The organism is Bradyrhizobium sp. CSA207, assembly GCF_029051685.1.
Lineage (GTDB): Bacteria > Pseudomonadota > Alphaproteobacteria > Rhizobiales > Xanthobacteraceae > Bradyrhizobium.
This window is the reverse complement of sequence record NZ_JAACFT010000003.1, coordinates 230,487-246,321: the sequence shown is the minus strand read 5'-3', so window position 1 is coordinate 246,321 and position 15,835 is coordinate 230,487. Positions and strand designations below refer to the sequence as shown.

The 15,835-nt window shown below is 63.5% G+C and carries 17 protein-coding genes; 9 read left to right on the top strand and 8 right to left on the bottom strand.

From position 1 onward, the window contains the following. The first annotated feature begins 59 nt into the window (after positions 1-59). From GWG65_RS04550 to GWG65_RS04530, 5 genes are all read left to right on the top strand, one after another. The gene (locus GWG65_RS04550; RefSeq protein ID WP_275194208.1) at positions 60-827 is read left to right on the top strand and encodes an acyltransferase; all 768 of its coding nucleotides are present in this window, start codon (positions 60-62) and stop codon (positions 825-827) included. A gap of 200 nt (positions 828-1,027) precedes the next feature. Then, positions 1,028-1,645 (top strand): 30S ribosomal protein S4, encoded by a 618-nt coding sequence (gene rpsD / locus GWG65_RS04545; protein ID WP_275194207.1) that lies wholly within the window; start codon positions 1,028-1,030, stop codon positions 1,643-1,645. A gap of 68 nt (positions 1,646-1,713) precedes the next feature. Further along, the gene (locus tag GWG65_RS04540; RefSeq protein WP_275194206.1) at positions 1,714-1,929 is read left to right on the top strand and encodes a hypothetical protein; all 216 of its coding nucleotides are present in this window, start codon (positions 1,714-1,716) and stop codon (positions 1,927-1,929) included. After that, positions 1,922-2,218 (top strand): type II toxin-antitoxin system RelE/ParE family toxin, encoded by a 297-nt coding sequence (locus tag GWG65_RS04535; RefSeq protein WP_275194205.1) that lies wholly within the window; start codon positions 1,922-1,924, stop codon positions 2,216-2,218. The genes GWG65_RS04540 and GWG65_RS04535 overlap by 8 nt, the downstream gene beginning before the upstream one ends. 15 nt (positions 2,219-2,233) lie before the next feature. Next, entirely contained in the window at positions 2,234-3,301 is a 1,068-nt protein-coding gene (locus GWG65_RS04530; RefSeq protein WP_275194204.1) for a threonine aldolase family protein, read from the top strand. Positions 3,302-3,412: 111 nt separating this feature from the next. On the opposite strand, the gene GWG65_RS04525 is transcribed toward GWG65_RS04530, so the two are convergent. From GWG65_RS04525 to grxD, 4 genes are read right to left on the bottom strand one after another with little or no spacing between them, the layout of a single operon-like run. Continuing rightward, a complete protein-coding gene (locus GWG65_RS04525; protein ID WP_275194203.1) occupies positions 3,413-4,675 on the bottom strand; it encodes a serine hydrolase domain-containing protein in 1,263 nt (420 codons plus the stop codon). A gap of 1 nt (position 4,676) precedes the next feature. Further along, positions 4,677-5,963 carry a serine hydrolase domain-containing protein gene (locus GWG65_RS04520; protein WP_275194202.1) on the bottom strand — a complete coding sequence of 429 codons (1,287 nt, stop codon included), beginning with the start codon at positions 5,961-5,963 and terminating at the stop codon, positions 4,677-4,679. 43 nt (positions 5,964-6,006) lie between these two features. Next, positions 6,007-6,561 (bottom strand): O-acetyl-ADP-ribose deacetylase, encoded by a 555-nt coding sequence (locus GWG65_RS04515; protein WP_275194201.1) that lies wholly within the window; start codon positions 6,559-6,561, stop codon positions 6,007-6,009. 3 nt (positions 6,562-6,564) lie between these two features. Continuing rightward, the gene (grxD, locus tag GWG65_RS04510) at positions 6,565-6,897 is read right to left on the bottom strand and encodes a Grx4 family monothiol glutaredoxin (protein WP_187436151.1); all 333 of its coding nucleotides are present in this window, start codon (positions 6,895-6,897) and stop codon (positions 6,565-6,567) included. A 241-nt stretch (positions 6,898-7,138) separates the two neighbouring features. Between grxD and egtB the strand changes: the two genes are divergently transcribed. Together egtB and egtD are read left to right on the top strand one after the other, a co-directional pair. Continuing rightward, entirely contained in the window at positions 7,139-8,437 is a 1,299-nt protein-coding gene (gene egtB, locus GWG65_RS04505; RefSeq protein ID WP_275194285.1) for an ergothioneine biosynthesis protein EgtB, read from the top strand. Between the two features lie 50 nt (positions 8,438-8,487). Next, complete coding sequence (egtD, locus tag GWG65_RS04500) at positions 8,488-9,459, top strand: L-histidine N(alpha)-methyltransferase (protein ID WP_275194200.1); 972 nt, start codon at positions 8,488-8,490, stop codon at positions 9,457-9,459. A 53-nt stretch (positions 9,460-9,512) separates the two neighbouring features. Here egtD and GWG65_RS04495 read toward each other — a convergent pair whose 3' ends face one another. Next, positions 9,513-10,706, bottom strand: coding sequence for a low temperature requirement protein A (locus GWG65_RS04495; protein ID WP_275194199.1), 1,194 nt, complete (start codon positions 10,704-10,706; stop codon positions 9,513-9,515). Positions 10,707-10,766: 60 nt separating this feature from the next. Next, positions 10,767-11,003, bottom strand: coding sequence for a BolA family transcriptional regulator (locus GWG65_RS04490; protein ID WP_011088461.1), 237 nt, complete (start codon positions 11,001-11,003; stop codon positions 10,767-10,769). 198 nt (positions 11,004-11,201) lie between these two features. On the opposite strand from GWG65_RS04490, the gene GWG65_RS04485 reads away from it, so the two are divergent. After that, positions 11,202-11,561: a DUF427 domain-containing protein gene (locus GWG65_RS04485; protein WP_275194198.1), complete on the top strand. Its 360-nt coding sequence runs from the start codon at positions 11,202-11,204 to the stop codon at positions 11,559-11,561. A gap of 222 nt (positions 11,562-11,783) precedes the next feature. On the opposite strand, the gene GWG65_RS04480 is transcribed toward GWG65_RS04485, so the two are convergent. Further along, positions 11,784-11,957 carry a DUF1328 domain-containing protein gene (locus GWG65_RS04480; RefSeq protein WP_148742381.1) on the bottom strand — a complete coding sequence of 58 codons (174 nt, stop codon included), beginning with the start codon at positions 11,955-11,957 and terminating at the stop codon, positions 11,784-11,786. A gap of 184 nt (positions 11,958-12,141) precedes the next feature. Between GWG65_RS04480 and GWG65_RS04475 the strand changes: the two genes are divergently transcribed. Further along, positions 12,142-13,332 carry an acyltransferase gene (locus tag GWG65_RS04475; RefSeq protein ID WP_275194197.1) on the top strand — a complete coding sequence of 397 codons (1,191 nt, stop codon included), beginning with the start codon at positions 12,142-12,144 and terminating at the stop codon, positions 13,330-13,332. Positions 13,333-13,451: 119 nt separating this feature from the next. Here the strand turns inward: GWG65_RS04475 and purL are convergent, their stop codons facing one another. Next, positions 13,452-15,662: a phosphoribosylformylglycinamidine synthase subunit PurL gene (purL, locus tag GWG65_RS04470; protein ID WP_275194284.1), complete on the bottom strand. Its 2,211-nt coding sequence runs from the start codon at positions 15,660-15,662 to the stop codon at positions 13,452-13,454. Between the last annotated feature and the right edge of the window lie 173 nt (positions 15,663-15,835).

Sequence of the window (15,835 nt, the reverse complement as noted above, 5' to 3'; positions counted from 1 at the left end):
GGGAGGGCCCGTCCTGCCCCGTCCTGCACAGACTCTAATCCAGCGGGAACCGGAGAACGATGCGCGGTCAACCGAAGAACATTTCGCTGCCGCGCCGCCTGATCGTCGACCTCATGCGCGCCTCGATGGGCGTGCCTTTCGTCTCGCTGTCCCGCCCGCTTTATATCCGCCCCCTGCTCGAGGCCCGCGCTGGCGCGGCCGCACCGGCGGGCTGGGCCGCGACGTTCGTCAAGGCCTTTGCGCTCGTCGCCAAGGACGAGCCGATCCTGCGCACGGTCTACGCTAAATGGCCGTGGCCGATGCTCTACGAGCTTCCAAAGAGCGTGGCGTCGATAGCCATCGCCCGGATCGAGGACGGCGAGGAATGCGTGCTGCCGCAGCGAATCGCGGCCCCGGAGGCCCTGCCCCTGGCTGAGGTGGACGCCCTGATCCGGCACGCCAAGACGGCGCCGATCAAGGACGTCCCCATGTTTCGCAAGATCATCCGGGCAACGCGCCTGCCGCTGCCGCTGCGGCGCCTGTCCTGGGCGATCGGCCTGAATTTCGGCCGGCAGCGGGGCAATTGGTTCGGCAGCTTCTCGGTGACCTCGGTGGCCGCCTATGGCGGCGGCGAGCTTCAGGCCATCACGCCGGGCCCTTTCATCGTCAGCTACGGAGTGGTGGCGTCGGACCAGACCGTCCATGTCGTGATCCGCTGGGACCATCGGGTCACTGACGCCGCCCCAATCGCGCGGGTCCTGACCCGGCTGGAACAGGTGCTGAACACTGAAATCGCTACCGAATTGCGCGCGGCTGGACCGAAGCCGATCCGGGCGGTCAGGACATAATTCCGGGGTATTCGCATTGACAGCACGCCCTAAACTCCCCTAAAAGCCGCCTGCTCGCGGGCCGGTTTCGGCCCGCGAAGCGTTTCGCGACCCGTGGTCCTGTCCCTTCCAGCTTTGGGGATCGGACCTGTCGGTGCCGGGCACTAACCCGTCACACAGGAGGGCGCGTTTCCTCAAACCATGAACCTACAGAGGACGCGATGACTAAGCGCAGTGAGGCGAAGTACAAGATCGATCGCCGTATGGGCCAGAACATCTGGGGCCGCCCGAAGAGCCCCGTCAATCGCCGCGAGTATGGCCCCGGCCAGCACGGCCAGCGCCGCAAGGGCAAGCTCTCGGACTTCGGCGTGCAGCTGCGCGCCAAGCAGAAGCTGAAGGGCTATTACGCCAACATCAGCGAGCGCCAGTTCCACGGCATCTATGTCGAGGCGAGCCGCCTCAAGGGCGACACCGGCGAGAACCTGATCGGCCTGCTCGAGCGCCGTCTCGACGCGGTCGTGTACCGTGCCAAGTTCGTCTCCACGATCTTCGCTGCCCGCCAGTTCATCAACCACGGCCACATCAAGGTGAACGGCCGCAAGGTCAACATCTCGAGCTACCAGCTCAAGGTCGGCGACGTGATCGAGGTCAAGGAAGCTTCCAAGCAGCTCGCCCATGTGCTCGAAGCCAGCCAGCTCGGCGAGCGCGATACCCCCGACTATCTCGAAGTCGATCACGGCAAGATGACCGCGAAATACATCCGCATCCCCGGCCTCTCCGACGTGCCGTTCCCGGTGCAGATGGAGCCGCATCTGGTGGTCGAATTCTATTCGCGCTGATAGCTCGGCAGATCAACACTCAAAGGCCCCGGTTTCCGGGGCCTTTTTGTTGTGGTATTGTAGTGTCGATGCCTCAGACAACCGACCAACTCGCCAACGACACGCCCTCCGCAACGCCGAGTGAAGCGGAGCTTGAAACATGGGCCGCGCTGCCCCGCGACGAGCAGGTCCGCCGATATCAAAAGCTGTTCGCTCAGCCCGACTGCAACAACTTCACGACGGACACGCCGGACGACATCCTCGCCGCCGCGCGGCAACGCGTTGCCCAGCGCCGCCATGGCTGAGTACCGGCTATCGGAGCGCACCCGAGCCGATCTGATCGACATTTACGACTTCACCGAGAGCCAATTCGGCAAATATCAGGCTGAGGCTTACTACGCCGGCCTAATCCGTTCGTTCGGACTTCTCGCCGACTTTCCCCTTATCGGACAGCAAGTGGATGAGCTGGCGGTTGGCTATCGACGATTTCGCTTCCAATCTCATTTGATCTTCTACACCGTGCAATCCGACCACGTCGAAATTCGCGCCATTGTTCACGGCGCGCAAGACATCAGACCGCAATTGTTCGACTAGATGACGAGACCAGCCATGCTCTACACCCCTCCCCCCGTCGATCCCAAGGCGCCGCCCGTGCGCATCAATTTGCTCTCGGACACGCAGACGAAGCCGACGCCGGCGATGCGCGAGGCAATGGCGCGCGCCGAGGTCGGCGACGAGCAGGTCGGCGACGATCCGACCGTGAACGCGCTGTGCGCGCGCGTTGCGGATCTGCTCGGCAAGGAGGCCGCCGTGTACATGCCGTCCGGCACGATGTGCAACGTCACGGCTACGCTGGTGCATTGCCGTCCCGGCGACGAGATCCTCGCCCATGAGAGCGCGCACATCATCGCGCGCGAGGGCGGCGCGCATGCCGCGGTCGGCGGCTTCCAGGTCACGCAATTGAAGGGACCCGACGGCCAGTTCACGCCGGAAACCCTGCGCAAGGCGCTGCACCCACGCACCCGCTACCAGCCGCCGCAGACGGTCGTCAGCGTCGAGCAGACCGCCAATATCGGCGGCGGCACGATCTGGAAGAAGGCCGCGCTGGACGAGATCGTCGCGATCGCGAAGCAACACGGCCTCGTCACCCACATGGACGGCGCGCGCCTGCTGAACGCCACGGTGGCAACCGGCATCTCTCCGCGCGACATGACCGCGGGCTGGGATTCGGCGTGGATCGACTTCTCGAAGGGCCTCGGCGCACCGATCGGCGGCGTGCTCGCGGGATCGCGCGCGTTCATCGACGCGGTCTGGCAGTGGAAGCAACGCCTCGGCGGCTCGATGCGGCAGGCCGGCATCTGCGCGGCCGCCTGCATCTACGCGCTCGATCACCACGTCGACCGTCTCGCCGACGACCACGCCAACGCGCGCGCCCTGGCGCGCGGGCTGTCGCAGATCGCGGGCGTGGAGGTGCAGGAGCCCGAGACCAATCTCGTGTTCTTCAAGCCCGATGGCGCCGGCATTCCCGGCGACAAGATGGTGGCGGCACTCCGTCAGCGCGGCGTGACGCTCGCGATGATGGATGGCCGCATCCGCGCCTGCACGCATCTCGACGTCACGGCGAGCCAGATCGAGGAGACGATCGGCCACATCCGCGAGATCGTGCGCGGGGCCTGAGTCCCGTAGCCCGGATGGAGCGTAGCACAATCCGGGATTGTCGCCGGGCGGATGGATTCCCGGATTTTGCTTCGCTTCATCCGGGCTACGAAAGCGGCGTAACCGTCGAGCTCACCGCCCCATCGCCTGATAGATCAGCGTCTTCAGCGCCAGTTGAATCCGGCCGCGCTGCGTCGGGGTCTGCACCATGAAGATCCCGAACAGATCGTCCTCGGGATCGATGAAGAAGAAGGTGCCGCCGACGCCGTCCCAGCGATACTCGCCGAGCGGCCATGAGGTGCCCGGCGGCACCGAGGTGCGCACGGCAAAGCCGAGGCCGAAGCCGGAGCTCCCGCCCGGATAATAGTTCTGATCGCGCGCGATCCTGGTCTCGGGCCCGATATGATCTGACGCCATCAGCGCAATGGTCTCGGGCTTGAGATAACGCCGGCCTTCGTAGATCCCCCCATTGAGCAGCATCTGGGCGAAGCGGGCATAATCGCCGACCGTTCCGACCATGCCGGCGCCGCCCGACTCCCATATCGCCGGCCGCCTGATATCGCGAACCTGCGTTGTCGCATTGATGTTGCGATCGTCCGGCATCGGCTCGGCAATGCGGGGAAATTTTGCGGGATCGGCGACATAGAACGCCGTCTCGGTCATGCCGAGCGGATCAAGCAGCCGCTCCTTTTCGAACTGGAGCAGCGTCTTTCCAGAGATCACCTCGACGACGCGGCCGAGTACATCGGTGGAAAAGCCGTAGTCCCACACCGTGCCCGGCTGCTCGACCAACGGCAGCGTGGCGATCTTGGCGGCAAAATCGGCGTTGGCCAGATCGCTGTTGAAGAGGTTGGCATCAGCATAAAGCTCGCGCACCATGCCGCCCCCGTAATAGCCGTAAGGCAGTCCGGAGGTCTGCCGCAGCAGGTCCTTGATCGTGACTGGACGATCGAGCGGCTCCAGCGCCAGCGCGACCTTGCCGCCCTCGGCCTTCTTTTCGACGCCGACTTTCATGCCGGCAAAAGCAGGAATGAATTTCGAGACGGGATCGTCGAGCGCGAGCTTGCCTTCCTCGACCAGCATCATCGCCATGACGGAGGTGATCGGCTTCGACATCGAATAGAGCCGGAAGATCGTGTCCGCGCTCATCGAAATCTCGGTCGCGACATCGCGGACCCCGAAATTCTCGTAATAGACCGGCTTGCCGTGCTGCTGGAGCAGCAGGATGGCACCGGGAATCTTGCCGGTCGCGATCTCGTTCCTGATGTAGTCGGAGATTTTTGTCAGTCCCTCGGGCGAAAAAATGTGGGCGACACGCCCCTCGGCGCCTGCGTGCGCACCGATTGTACCGAACAGGAGAACGAGCGCCGCGATCAGCGCGCGGCGCCCGCGCATGTCAATTCTCCATGGCTTCATAAACCAACTGCTTCAATGTCCGCTGCACGCGCTGGCGTTCGGTCGGCGTCTGCTCCAGCAGGACGAAGAACATGTCCTGCTTGGGGTCGATCACGAAATAGCAGCCGGAGGCGCCGTCCCATTTCAATTCGCCGAGATCGCCGGGCGGCGGAGGCTTGGCATTGCCGGGATCGGTGCGGACCGCAAGGCCCAGACCGAAGCCGAAACCGTCGCCCGGGAAGTAGAAATAATCGCGATCGACGCCGGAGCTAGGACCGATCTGATCGGACGCCATCAGCTTGAACGTCTCGGGCTTGAGGATGATCTTGCCGTCGAGGCTGCCGCCGTTGAGCAGCATCTGCGCAAATCGCTCATAGTCTGCCATGGTCGTAACCATGCCGCCGCTCGCGAACTGGATTTTCTTGACGACGGTTGGATCGTTGATGCGACCGACCCGAAAATCACTGTCGTTCGGCACTGGCTGCGCCAGCAGCTTCTGCTTCTCGGGATCGGTGACGAAGAAGCCGGTGTCGACCATGCCGAGCGGGCCAAGCAGTTTCTCCCGCTCGATCTCCAGCAGCGGCTTGCCGGCGGCAACCTCCATGACCCGCGCCAGGATGTCGGTGGAGTGGCCGTATTGCCACAGCGCGCCCGGCTGGTTGTGCAGCGGCAGTTTTGCGATTCGCTCGGCAAACTCGGCGAGGTCAAAATCGCCGGCATAGATGTTGGCGTCGCGATAGGCCTTGCGGACCAGGCTGGCGCCATAGAAGCCATAGGTGACGCCAGAAGTGTGCGTCATCAAGTCATGCACCGTCATCGGCCGGTTCGGGGGCACGAGCTCGAGCGACTTGGTGCCGTCCTCAGCCTTCTTCTCGACGCCAACCTTCACATTGGCGAAGGACGGAATGTATTTCGAGACGGGATCGTCGAGCTTGATCTTGCCGTCCTCGATCAACTGCACCGAGACGACGGAAGTGATCGCCTTGCTCATCGAGAACAGGCGGAAAATGGTTTTGTCCGTAATCGGCGCCTTGCTGACCACGTCCTGCACGCCGAAGGCTTCGCGGTAGACCGGCTTGCCGTGCTGCTTGATCAGCACGGTTGCACCGGCGATCTTGCCGGTCGCAACCTCGTTCTTGAAGAACTCGCTGACCTTGGCGAGCTTGTCCTGGTTGAAATGCGCGCCTGCGGGGATCTCGTAGGTCCCCTCCGCGCGCGCCAGCGAGATCGCACCGAGCGACACGAGTGCACCGCAGACGAACGCGCGCCGTCCAAAATGTGAAATCATAGCCCCTCCCCGGAACACGGTCCGGCGGAGTGTACTGACCGCGTTAGTCGGCACAAGGGCCGGCGTGCCGCACAAGCGCCTCGATGTGGAGGTCGGCGCTCGGCTCCGAGAAGCAGCAGAAAATCACGCGGGTGACGGATGGTGCGGCCGGCAGCGTTTCGATGGTCGTGCGGACGGCAATATCGGCGGCCCTGTCCGCGGGGAAGCGAAAAACGCCGGTCGAAATCGCGGGGAATGCCACCGAGGTCAGCTCGTGCTTCCGGCACAGTTCGATCGAGCGGCGATAGCAGCAGGCGAGCAGATCGTCCTCGCCGAGCGTGCCGCCATTCCAGACCGGCCCGACAGTGTGGATCACATGCGCGGCCTTGAGCCGATAGCCTTTGGTGATCTTGGCGTCGCCGGTTTTGCAGCCGTGGAGCATGCGGCACTCGGCGATCAGTTCGGGCCCGGCCGCCCGATGGATGGCGCCATCCACGCCGCCCCCGCCAAGGAGCGACGTGTCGGCCGCGTTGACGATGGCGTCAACGCCGAGCGTGGTGATGTCAGCAACGATGACCTCGAGCTGGGCGCCGCCGATCCGGCGCGTCAGCGTGGTCAAGCGTCAGGCCGCAGCGTTGACCGCAACGCCCTTCTCGGAGAAGAGCTGCTGCAATTCGCCGGCCTGGAACATCTCGCGGATGATGTCGCAGCCACCGACGAACTCGCCCTTTACGTAGAGCTGAGGAATCGTCGGCCAGTTCGAGAAGGTCTTGATGCCGTTGCGCAGTTCGGCCGATTCGAGGACGTTGAGGCCCTTATAGCCGACGCCGAGATGGTCGAGGATCTGGACGACCTGGCCGGAGAAACCGCACTGCGGAAATTGCGGCGTGCCCTTCATGAACAGAACCACGTCGTTCGACTTAACTTCGTTGCCGATGAATTCCTCTATGCTCATATCCATGTCCTTCCGGGGCGGAGCCCTCAACGATTCAACTCGGGCCGGCTCAGCCGATTTAACCCGATACCTGCCCATATATGTAGCCCAAACCGTTGTGCATCCAAAGTAAAATGGCGGCGACGGGGCTCGGACGGCCGATCCGAAGCCCGGCCGGCGGCATGGGCTGATGACGCTAATATCATTGCCGAGGAGGACTTTCATACCGTAACGGAGCCCCTATCTAGGACGAACCTTGGTTTTGGAACCCGGCAATGCCAACAACGTTCTCTTGTCCTGTCTGGAGAAAAACGTGACGAAACAAGCCTCCGCCACGGCCGCCCCCGCGCTTTCGTCAGAGGTGTCCGCCCCGGGCAGCCTCGCCCGGTCCTTGGAGGATGCTTTTCTCACCGTCCGCAACGAGACCGAACGCCGGGCTGCGCCGCTATCGCCCGAGGACCAGCAGATTCAGTCGATGCCAGACGCGAGCCCGACGAAATGGCACCGCGCTCACACCACCTGGTTCTGGGAGCAATTCGTGCTCGGCGAGCACTGTCCGGGCTACCGGCCCTTCCATCCCGATTTCGCGTTCCTGTTCAATTCCTATTACGTCAGCGCAGGCCCCCGTCACGCCCGGCATCGCCGCGGCGACATCACGCGGCCAAGCGCCGATCAGGTCGGCGCCTATCGCAAGCATGTGGACTCGGCCGTCATGAAATTCTTCCGCGAGGCGGGCGAGGACACGCTTCAGGCCGTCGCGCCGTTGGTCGAGGTCGGGCTCAACCACGAACAGCAACACCAAGAATTGATGTTCACCGACATCCTGCACGCCTTCGCCCAGAACCCGATCCCGCCGGCCTACGATCCGGCGTGGCGTTTCCCGGCGTCGACGCGCACCGGCGAGGAATGGCTGACGCTGAACGAAGGCATCCATACCGTCGGCCATGTCGACGACAGCTTCCATTTTGACAACGAGAAGCCGGCACATCGCGCCCTGGTTGGCCCGGTCAGGATCTCGCGCAATCTCGTCAGCAATGGCGAATGGCTCGCGTTCATGCGTGACGACGGCTATCGGACCGCAACGCTGTGGCTGATGGACGGTTTTGCTGCCGTGAACAGCGAAGGCTGGGAGGCTCCGGGGCATTGGCGCAAGGTCGATGGCGCCTGGCATGTCATGACGCTCGCCGGCCTCAAGCCGGTCGATCCCGAGGCGCCCGTCTGCCACGTCAGCTATTACGAAGCCGACGCCTTCGCGCGCTGGGCCGGCAAGCATTTGCCGACCGAGATGGAATGGGAGGTCGCCGCACGCGCGGGCGCGCTGAACGACGCTTTCGGCATCGTCTGGCAATGGACGCGCTCCTCCTACTCACCCTACCCCGGTTACCGCGCCATCGAAGGCGCGCTCGGCGAGTACAACGGCAAGTTCATGATCAACCAACTGGTGCTGCGCGGCTCCTCGCTGGCAACGCCTGACGGTCACAGCCGCGTCACCTATCGCAACTTCTTCTATCCGCATCATCGTTGGCAATTCACGGGATTGCGGCTTGCCGATTACGACTAATTCTCATCCGACGACAACCGCGCGCCGGACAGCGCGTTCAGGAGAGTATCATGAATGTGCATGGCAGCGCATTGGCCGAGGCCCATCTTCCCGACGAGCAAACGACCGCATTTGCCCGCGAAGCCATCGAGGATTTGTCGCGGCAGCCGAAAAAGCTGTCGCCGAAATATTTCTACGACGCGACCGGATCGGAATTGTTCGAGGCGATCACGCGCCTGCCCGAATATTATCCGACGCGCACGGAGCTTGCGATCCTGAGGGAGCGCGGCAGCGAGATCACGAAGATCATTCCGGAGCATGCAGCGCTGGTCGAGTTCGGCGCCGGCGCCACGACAAAGGTTCGTCTGCTGCTCAACCACTGCAAGTTCGCAGCCTATGTGCCCGTGGACATCTCCGGCGATTTCCTAAAGGCCCAGGCGAACGGCCTGAAGCGGGACTTCCTCTCGCTCGGCATTCATCCGGTGGCAGCCGATTTCACCACGCCGTTCGAGTTGCCCAAGGCGGTCGCCTCGATGCCGAAGGTCGGCTTCTTCCCCGGCTCGACCATCGGCAATTTCGAGCCGCAGGAGGCCCAGGCCTTCCTGAAGAGCGCCCGCACGATTCTCGGCCGGGGCGCGCAGATGATCATCGGCGCCGACCTGGAGAAAGAGGAGCGCGTGCTGCACGACGCCTACAACGACGCCGCCGGTATCACCGCGCGCTTCAACCTCAATGTGCTGGTGCGCATCAACCGCGAGCTCGGCGGCAATTTCGACCTCTCCGCCTTCGCCCATCGCGCGATCTATAACCGCGAGCGGCATCGAATAGAGATGCATCTGATCAGCAAGAAGAGCCAGACCGTGCGCATGCTCGGCACGAGCTTCTCATTCCGGGCGGGTGAGAGCATCCATACCGAGAACAGCTACAAATACAGCCTCGAGCGTTTTGCTGCGCTGGCGCAAGGAGCCGGCTGGCGCGTGCGCGAGACCTGGACGGATTCTGCGAAGATGTTTTCGGTGCACGCGCTGGAGGCTGCGGAGTAAGCGCTCCGGCGCATGTCGCTGAACAAATTTCCGCCAGCCACGGGGCCGGCGGTTCAGTGTTCGGCGGCCTGCTCCGGCTTCGACCCCAGCGACACCGACTCCCACACCGCGACCACGATCATGATCACCGTCGTCACGACTGACAGCCATAGCGGCGAGAGATCGGCCGCAAACCAGCTCAGCGCCAGAAGCAGGATGATGCCGATGCCGTGCGAGAGCTGGAGGAAGCCGCGGATCGCGTGCTTGAACAGGATGGTGCCGATCAGGAATACCAGCGGCCCGCCGACCGTGCTCATGATGGTGCGGATGTCGGAATGGCCGCTCGGGTGCTTCAGCACCAGTTCATCCGAGACCGCGGCCAGGATGATGCCCGCGACGATCGGCATGTGCAGATAGGTATAGGCGAGCCGCGCCAGGCGGCCGGATTCGGTGGTCTTCGAGATCCGCTCAGCGCCGGCCTCCGCGCCCTTGTGGAAGTAGATCCACCACATCGCGATGCTGCCGACCAGCGCCGAGACGAAGGCGAGAATGTTGTCCGCCGTCCAGTCCAGTTCGGCGAAGGTCGCGCCATTGACGACGACGGCCTCGCCAAGCGCGATGATGACGAACAGGGAGCAGCGCTCCGCCATGTGGCCGCCTTCGACGGCCCAGGCCTCGATCGACGAAAACCCCAGCTTCGGGACCCAGAAGCGCACCGCCGGTGAGACGTACTCCCATGTGACCGCCGCGATCCACAGCCATAGCCGCGTTTCGCCCTCGAAAAAGCCGCCTGCAATCCACAACACCGCAGAGATCGAGAGCCACGTCAGGATGCGAATGGCGTTATGACGGACCTGTTGCCGATGGCGCGGGGTTGCGAACAGCCAGAACGCGGTGCGTCCAACCTGCATGGTCGCATAGGCAATCGCAAACCACAGGCCGCGCCCCTCGAACGCCGTCGGGATCGTGGTCGACAGCACGAGGCCGCCCAGCATCATCAGAAACAGCAGGATGCGGACCGGGGTCAGCTCGGGATTGAGCCAGTTGGTGACCCACGCGGTGTAGACCCACACCCACCACACGGCCAGAAACAGCACCGTGACGTGTACCGCGCCGAGCGGCGTAAAGTGGTGCAGCAGCGTATGGGAGACTTGCGTGATGGCGAAGACGAAGACGAGGTCGAAGAACAGCTCGGCGTTGGTGACGCGGCTGTGCTGGTTCGGCACGACGACGCGAAACATCGCACCGCGAGGATTATCCGCAGCCATCGTCGTCCCCCGCTCTCGCGATCAGGTCAGGTGCTCGTCAGATCACGTACTCGTCAAATCTTAAGTACCTGGCACCCCGGTTTGCAGTGCCAGCGCGTGCAGCACGCCGCCCATCTGGCCGCGCAGCGACTGATAGACGATCTGGTGCTGCTGGACGCGGGATTTGCCGCGGAACGATTCCGAGATCACGGTCGCGGCATAGTGGTCGCCATCGCCGGCGAGGTCACGGATGGTCACCTCGGCATCGGGGATCGCTGCCTTGATCATCGCCTCGATATCGTGGGCGTCCATTGGCATTCGGGTCTTGCTCCTCATCTCGGCTGCAAATCAGCCTCGGCGTCGAATCGCTGCCGGGGTCCCCGGGACCGGCAGGGCCAAACTTAGCGTGAACAGCCTTCTACGTCACGCCTTGAGGCACTATATCGGTGATCCGACCAGGATAAAGGCACGACAAAGTGCCGCGCACGGCAGATCGATCGAAAAAGGCGTGAAGTCATGAAGCTTCCAGGGCCCGACCACCCCATCACCATCACCCCGACCGCCCGGCGTATCCGCGTCACGGCGGGCGACATCGTGATCGCCGAGAGCACCAAGGCGCTGACGCTAAAGGAGGCCAAATATCCGGCAGTGCAATATGTGCCGCGGGAAGACGCCAACATGGCGCTGCTCGAGCGCACCGACCGCGTCACGCATTGCCCCTACAAGGGGGATGCGAGCTATTACAGCATCAAAGCCGACGGCAAGACGCTCGACAACGCGATCTGGACCTATGAGACGCCCTTCCCCGCAATGGCGGAGATTTCCGGGCATCTCGCCTTCTATCCGGACAAGGTGAAGATCGAGGAGGTTGGATAACCTCTCCTGTCATGGCCGGTCCATAGCCGTCCCGAAGGAGGGCGTCGCTTACGCTCGCCTATGTCCCGCCCATCCACGTTCTTGGTGCTTCGGATACGGAAGACCGTGGATGCCCGAGACCCGGCTCCGCCAAGGCTTCGCCGGGCACTCAGTGTTGGGCCGGCGAAGCTTCAGCGAAGACGGCAAGCCCGGGCCCGACGACCGCGCGCGGGAGCCGTGGGGCTACGCCCTGAATATCGTTAGCCCCAATATCAGCAGCACCAGGAAGATCACGACGAAGATGTAAAACAGGAAACGGGCGACGTCGGCAGAGGCGGCCGAGATGCCGGTGAAGCCGAGCACACCTGCCACGATCGAGATCAGCAGGAAGATCAGTGCCCATTTCAAGATCGTCATCGCCAGCTCCGCGACAATGGCCACTGCAATCGGCGGCCTTCACCCGTTTCGGAAACGCTAACCGCGTTGCGCGGAACTGGTTCCTAAAGGCACGACGGAAGGTTGTGGCGGCACAATCCGCCCTTGCTGAATCGGGTTCCCGGCGGCAGAGTCCGGCCGAGACAGAAACGCGACCGGGGCGACCATGATCACGATGTCACATTCCGCGGCGATCGGCGTAGAGGCGCATGCCGAGCCGAAGGCCAAGGTGCGCAATCTGTCGCTCGACCGCGCCCGCACCTTCCTGACGCTGGTGGTGCTGCTACATCACGCCGTCATTCCCTACACCTATTTCGGCCACACCGATCCGACCTCCTGGGTCGGCTTCGACATGATCGTGCTCGCCACCGACAGTTTCTTCATGGCGATGTTCTTCTTCCTGTCGGGCCTGTTTGCGTGGTCGGGAATCGCTCGCAAGGGGCCCGCGAGCTATCTGGCAGACCGCGTCCGTCGGCTCGGCATACCGTTCGTGATCTGCGCATTCACGGTCATTCCGCTCGCGTATTACGCCATCTCGCTGCGGCTCAACCCCGAGATCGGATTTTCGCAGTTCTGGTGGACTACGATCACGAAAGGCCCGTGGCCAAGCGGGCCGATCTGGTTCCTCTGGGTCTTGTTCGCCTTCGACCTGATCGCATGCCTCCTGTACCGGCTGTCGCCCAATCTGCTCGACCCTATCAACCGCCTCTCGCTGCGCGGGCGGCGCCGACCCGCGGAATTCTTCGCGGTCATGCTGGCCGTCAGCGCCGCGTTCTATGTACCCGGGCTGATGTATTTCGGACCAAGCAACTGGTTCGAGTTCGGGCCGTTTTCGGTCCAGCATGGGCGCGTGATGCTCTATGCGACCTACTTCTTTTTCGGCGCCGGCATCGGCGTTGCGAATATCGATCGCGGACTGCTCTCGGCTGACGGCAGGATGGCGAAGGTGAGCTGGGACTGGATGGTCTTGGCGATCGTTCCGTATTGCCTGCTGTGGGTGCTGATCTTCATCAAGCGAGAAATACTGGGGAATCCGTCTCCACTGCCGAACTGGTATGAAGGAATTTACGCCGTCTGCGTCACCGTCTTCAGCGTGGCCATCATGTTTCTGATCCTGGCACTCTTCCAGCGGTTCAGGCAGTCAGGCTCAGCAAGGCTACTCGATCCGATGCAGGCCGCTGCCTACGGCATGTTCCTGCTGCACTATCCGATCACGCTGTGGTTGCAATACTGGCTGTTCGACTACAATTGGCCTGCAATCGCGAAGGCTTCCGCCGTGTTCGTGCTGACGGTGATTCTGAGCTGGGCTGCGACCGCGGCGTTGCGGAAGATTCCGGGGGCGTCGCACGTGTTGTGAGGCACGGTCTCTCCTCGTCATTGCGAGGAGCCCTTGCGACGAAGCAATCCAGACTGCCCCCGCGGAGGGATTCTGGATTGCTTCGCTCCGCTCGCAATGACGGAGTTTGCGGCGGCCCCTCAGGCCGCCTTACCGCCCATATACTCCGGCAGCCAGCGCTCGAACGATGCACGCAACGTGTCGATCGCGACCGGCGCTTCGCCCGCGATCGCGATTGCGTCGCCACCGGTGGTGCCGATCCGCACGCAGGGCACCTCGCAGCCGCGCATCTTGGCGAGCACACGGCCAGCTTCCACCTCCGGCACGGTGACGAGATAGCGCGCCTGGTCCTCGCCGAACCAATAGGCGTGCGGCACGAGTGCAGCGGGCGCTGCGAGCAGCTTCGCGCCGATGCCGCTTGCCATCGCCATCTCGGCAAGCGCGACCAGAAGGCCGCCGTCGGAGAGGTCGTGCGCGGCGGTCGCGGTGCCGGCGTGGATCATGCCGCGCACACAGTCGCCGTTGCGCTTCTCGGCGGCGAGATCGACCGGCGGCGGCGCGCCCTCTTCGCGACCGCAGATGTCGCGCAAATAGACGGACTGGCCGAGCCAGCCGTGGGTTTCGCCGATCAGCAGGATCGCTTCGCCCTCGGCCTTGAAAGCCAGCGAAGCCGACTTGGTGAAATCGTCGAGCAGGCCGACGCCGCCGATCGAGGGCGTCGGCAGGATCGCGCGGCCGTTGGTCTCGTTGTAGAGCGAGACGTTGCCGGACACGACCGGGAAGTCGAGCGTGCGGCAGGCCTCCGAAATGCCATTCAGGCAGCCGACGAACTGGCCCATGATCTCGGGCCGCTCCGGATTGCCAAAGTTGAGATTGTCGGTGATCGCGAGCGGCTTGCCGCCGACCGCGGTGATGTTGCGCCAGGCTTCCGCCACTGCCTGCATGCCGCCCTGATAGGGATCCGCCTCGCAATAGCGCGGCGTGACGTCGATGGTCAGCGCCAGGCCCTTCGGCCCATCCTGCACGCGCACGACGGCGGCATCGCCGCCGGGCCGTTGCATGGTGTTGCCGAGGATGACGTGGTCGTACTGCTCCCAGACCCAGCGCTTGCTGCACATATCCGGCGTGCCGATCAGCTTCTCCAGCGCGGCACCGACACCCATCGGCGCCGACACCTCGCGGGCGTGCACGATCGGCAGTGCGGTGGCGGCGACATGCGGGCGGTCATAAAGCGGCGCTTCGTCGCCGAGCTCCTTGATCGGCAGGTCGGCCATGACGTCACCGCCATGCTTGACCACGAAGCGCTTGCTCGGCGTGGTGTAGCCGACGACGGCGAAATCGAGCCCCCACTTCTTGAAGATCGCCTCGGCTTCCTTCTCCTTCTCAGGCTTGAGCACCATGAGCATGCGCTCCTGGCTCTCGGAGAGCATCATCTCGTAGGCGCTCATGCCGGTCTCGCGGGTCGGCACCGCGTCGAGATCGAGGTCGACGCCGAGATCGCCCTTGGCGCCCATCTCAACCGCCGAACAGGTCAGGCCCGCCGCACCCATGTCCTGGATCGCGATGACACAGCCCTGCTCCATAATCTCGAGGCAAGCTTCGAGCAAAAGCTTCTCGGCGAAGGGATCGCCGACCTGCACCGTCGGGCGCTTCTCCTCGGACTTGTCGTCGAACTCGGCCGATGCCATCGAGGCACCATGGATGCCGTCGCGTCCCGTCTTCGAGCCGAGATAGACGATCGGCATGTTCACGCCGGAGGCGGCCGCATAGAAAATCTTGTCGGCATCGGCGAGGCCCACGGCCATCGCATTGACGAGGATGTTGCCGTCATAGCGGGTGTGGAAGCGCACCTGGCCACCGACCGTCGGCACGCCGAAGGAATTGCCGTAGCCGCCGACGCCGGCCACGACGCCGGAGACCAGATGCCGGGTCCTGGCATGTTCGGGCGCGCCAAAGCTCAGCGCGTTGAGGCAGGCGATGGGCCGCGCGCCCATCGTGAAGACGTCGCGCAGAATGCCGCCGACGCCAGTGGTCGCGCCCTGGTAGGGCTCGATGTAGCTTGGGTGGTTGTGGCTCTCCATCTTGAACACCACGGCCTGGCCATCGCCAATATCGATCACGCCGGCGTTCTCGCCGGGGCCCTGGATCACCCAGGGGGCCTTGGTCGGCAATCCGCGCAGATGGATGCGCGAGGATTTGTACGAGCAGTGCTCGTTCCACATCGCCGAGAAGATGCCGAGCTCGGTGAAGGTCGGCTCCCGCCCGATCAGCTTCAGGATGCGCTCATATTCGTCGGGCTTGAGCCCGTGGGCGGCAACCAGCTCGGGGGTGATCTTGGGTTCGTTCTTCATGGATTCGAGGCTTTCGGCGGGGTTGGCCGTTCTTAGGAACATCGGGGGCTCACGAAAAGCCCTTTATGGTGCATTTTACCGCTGTCCCACGTTTTGCGGCGGGGGATGCGGGAACAGGAATTGCAAGGCGCGGTCGGATCGGATTTAAGGGCTAAAGACCCGTAATTGAAGGC

Coding starts and splice junctions, on each gene's coding strand:
- GWG65_RS04550 (WP_275194208.1), top strand. CDS start 60: ATGCGCGGTCAACCGAAGAACATTTCGCTGCCGCGCCGCCTGATCGTC.
- rpsD (WP_275194207.1), top strand. CDS start 1,028: ATGACTAAGCGCAGTGAGGCGAAGTACAAGATCGATCGCCGTATGGGC.
- GWG65_RS04540 (WP_275194206.1), top strand. CDS start 1,714: ATGCCTCAGACAACCGACCAACTCGCCAACGACACGCCCTCCGCAACG.
- GWG65_RS04535 (WP_275194205.1), top strand. CDS start 1,922: ATGGCTGAGTACCGGCTATCGGAGCGCACCCGAGCCGATCTGATCGAC.
- GWG65_RS04530 (WP_275194204.1), top strand. CDS start 2,234: ATGCTCTACACCCCTCCCCCCGTCGATCCCAAGGCGCCGCCCGTGCGC.
- GWG65_RS04525 (WP_275194203.1), bottom strand. CDS start 4,675: ATGCGCGGGCGCCGCGCGCTGATCGCGGCGCTCGTTCTCCTGTTCGGT.
- GWG65_RS04520 (WP_275194202.1), bottom strand. CDS start 5,963: ATGATTTCACATTTTGGACGGCGCGCGTTCGTCTGCGGTGCACTCGTG.
- grxD (WP_187436151.1), bottom strand. CDS start 6,897: ATGAGCATAGAGGAATTCATCGGCAACGAAGTTAAGTCGAACGACGTG.
- egtD (WP_275194200.1), top strand. CDS start 8,488: ATGAATGTGCATGGCAGCGCATTGGCCGAGGCCCATCTTCCCGACGAG.
- GWG65_RS04495 (WP_275194199.1), bottom strand. CDS start 10,706: ATGGCTGCGGATAATCCTCGCGGTGCGATGTTTCGCGTCGTCGTGCCG.
- GWG65_RS04490 (WP_011088461.1), bottom strand. CDS start 11,003: ATGCCAATGGACGCCCACGATATCGAGGCGATGATCAAGGCAGCGATC.
- GWG65_RS04485 (WP_275194198.1), top strand. CDS start 11,202: ATGAAGCTTCCAGGGCCCGACCACCCCATCACCATCACCCCGACCGCC.
- GWG65_RS04480 (WP_148742381.1), bottom strand. CDS start 11,957: ATGACGATCTTGAAATGGGCACTGATCTTCCTGCTGATCTCGATCGTG.
- GWG65_RS04475 (WP_275194197.1), top strand. CDS start 12,142: ATGATCACGATGTCACATTCCGCGGCGATCGGCGTAGAGGCGCATGCC.
- purL (WP_275194284.1), bottom strand. CDS start 15,662: ATGAAGAACGAACCCAAGATCACCCCCGAGCTGGTTGCCGCCCACGGG.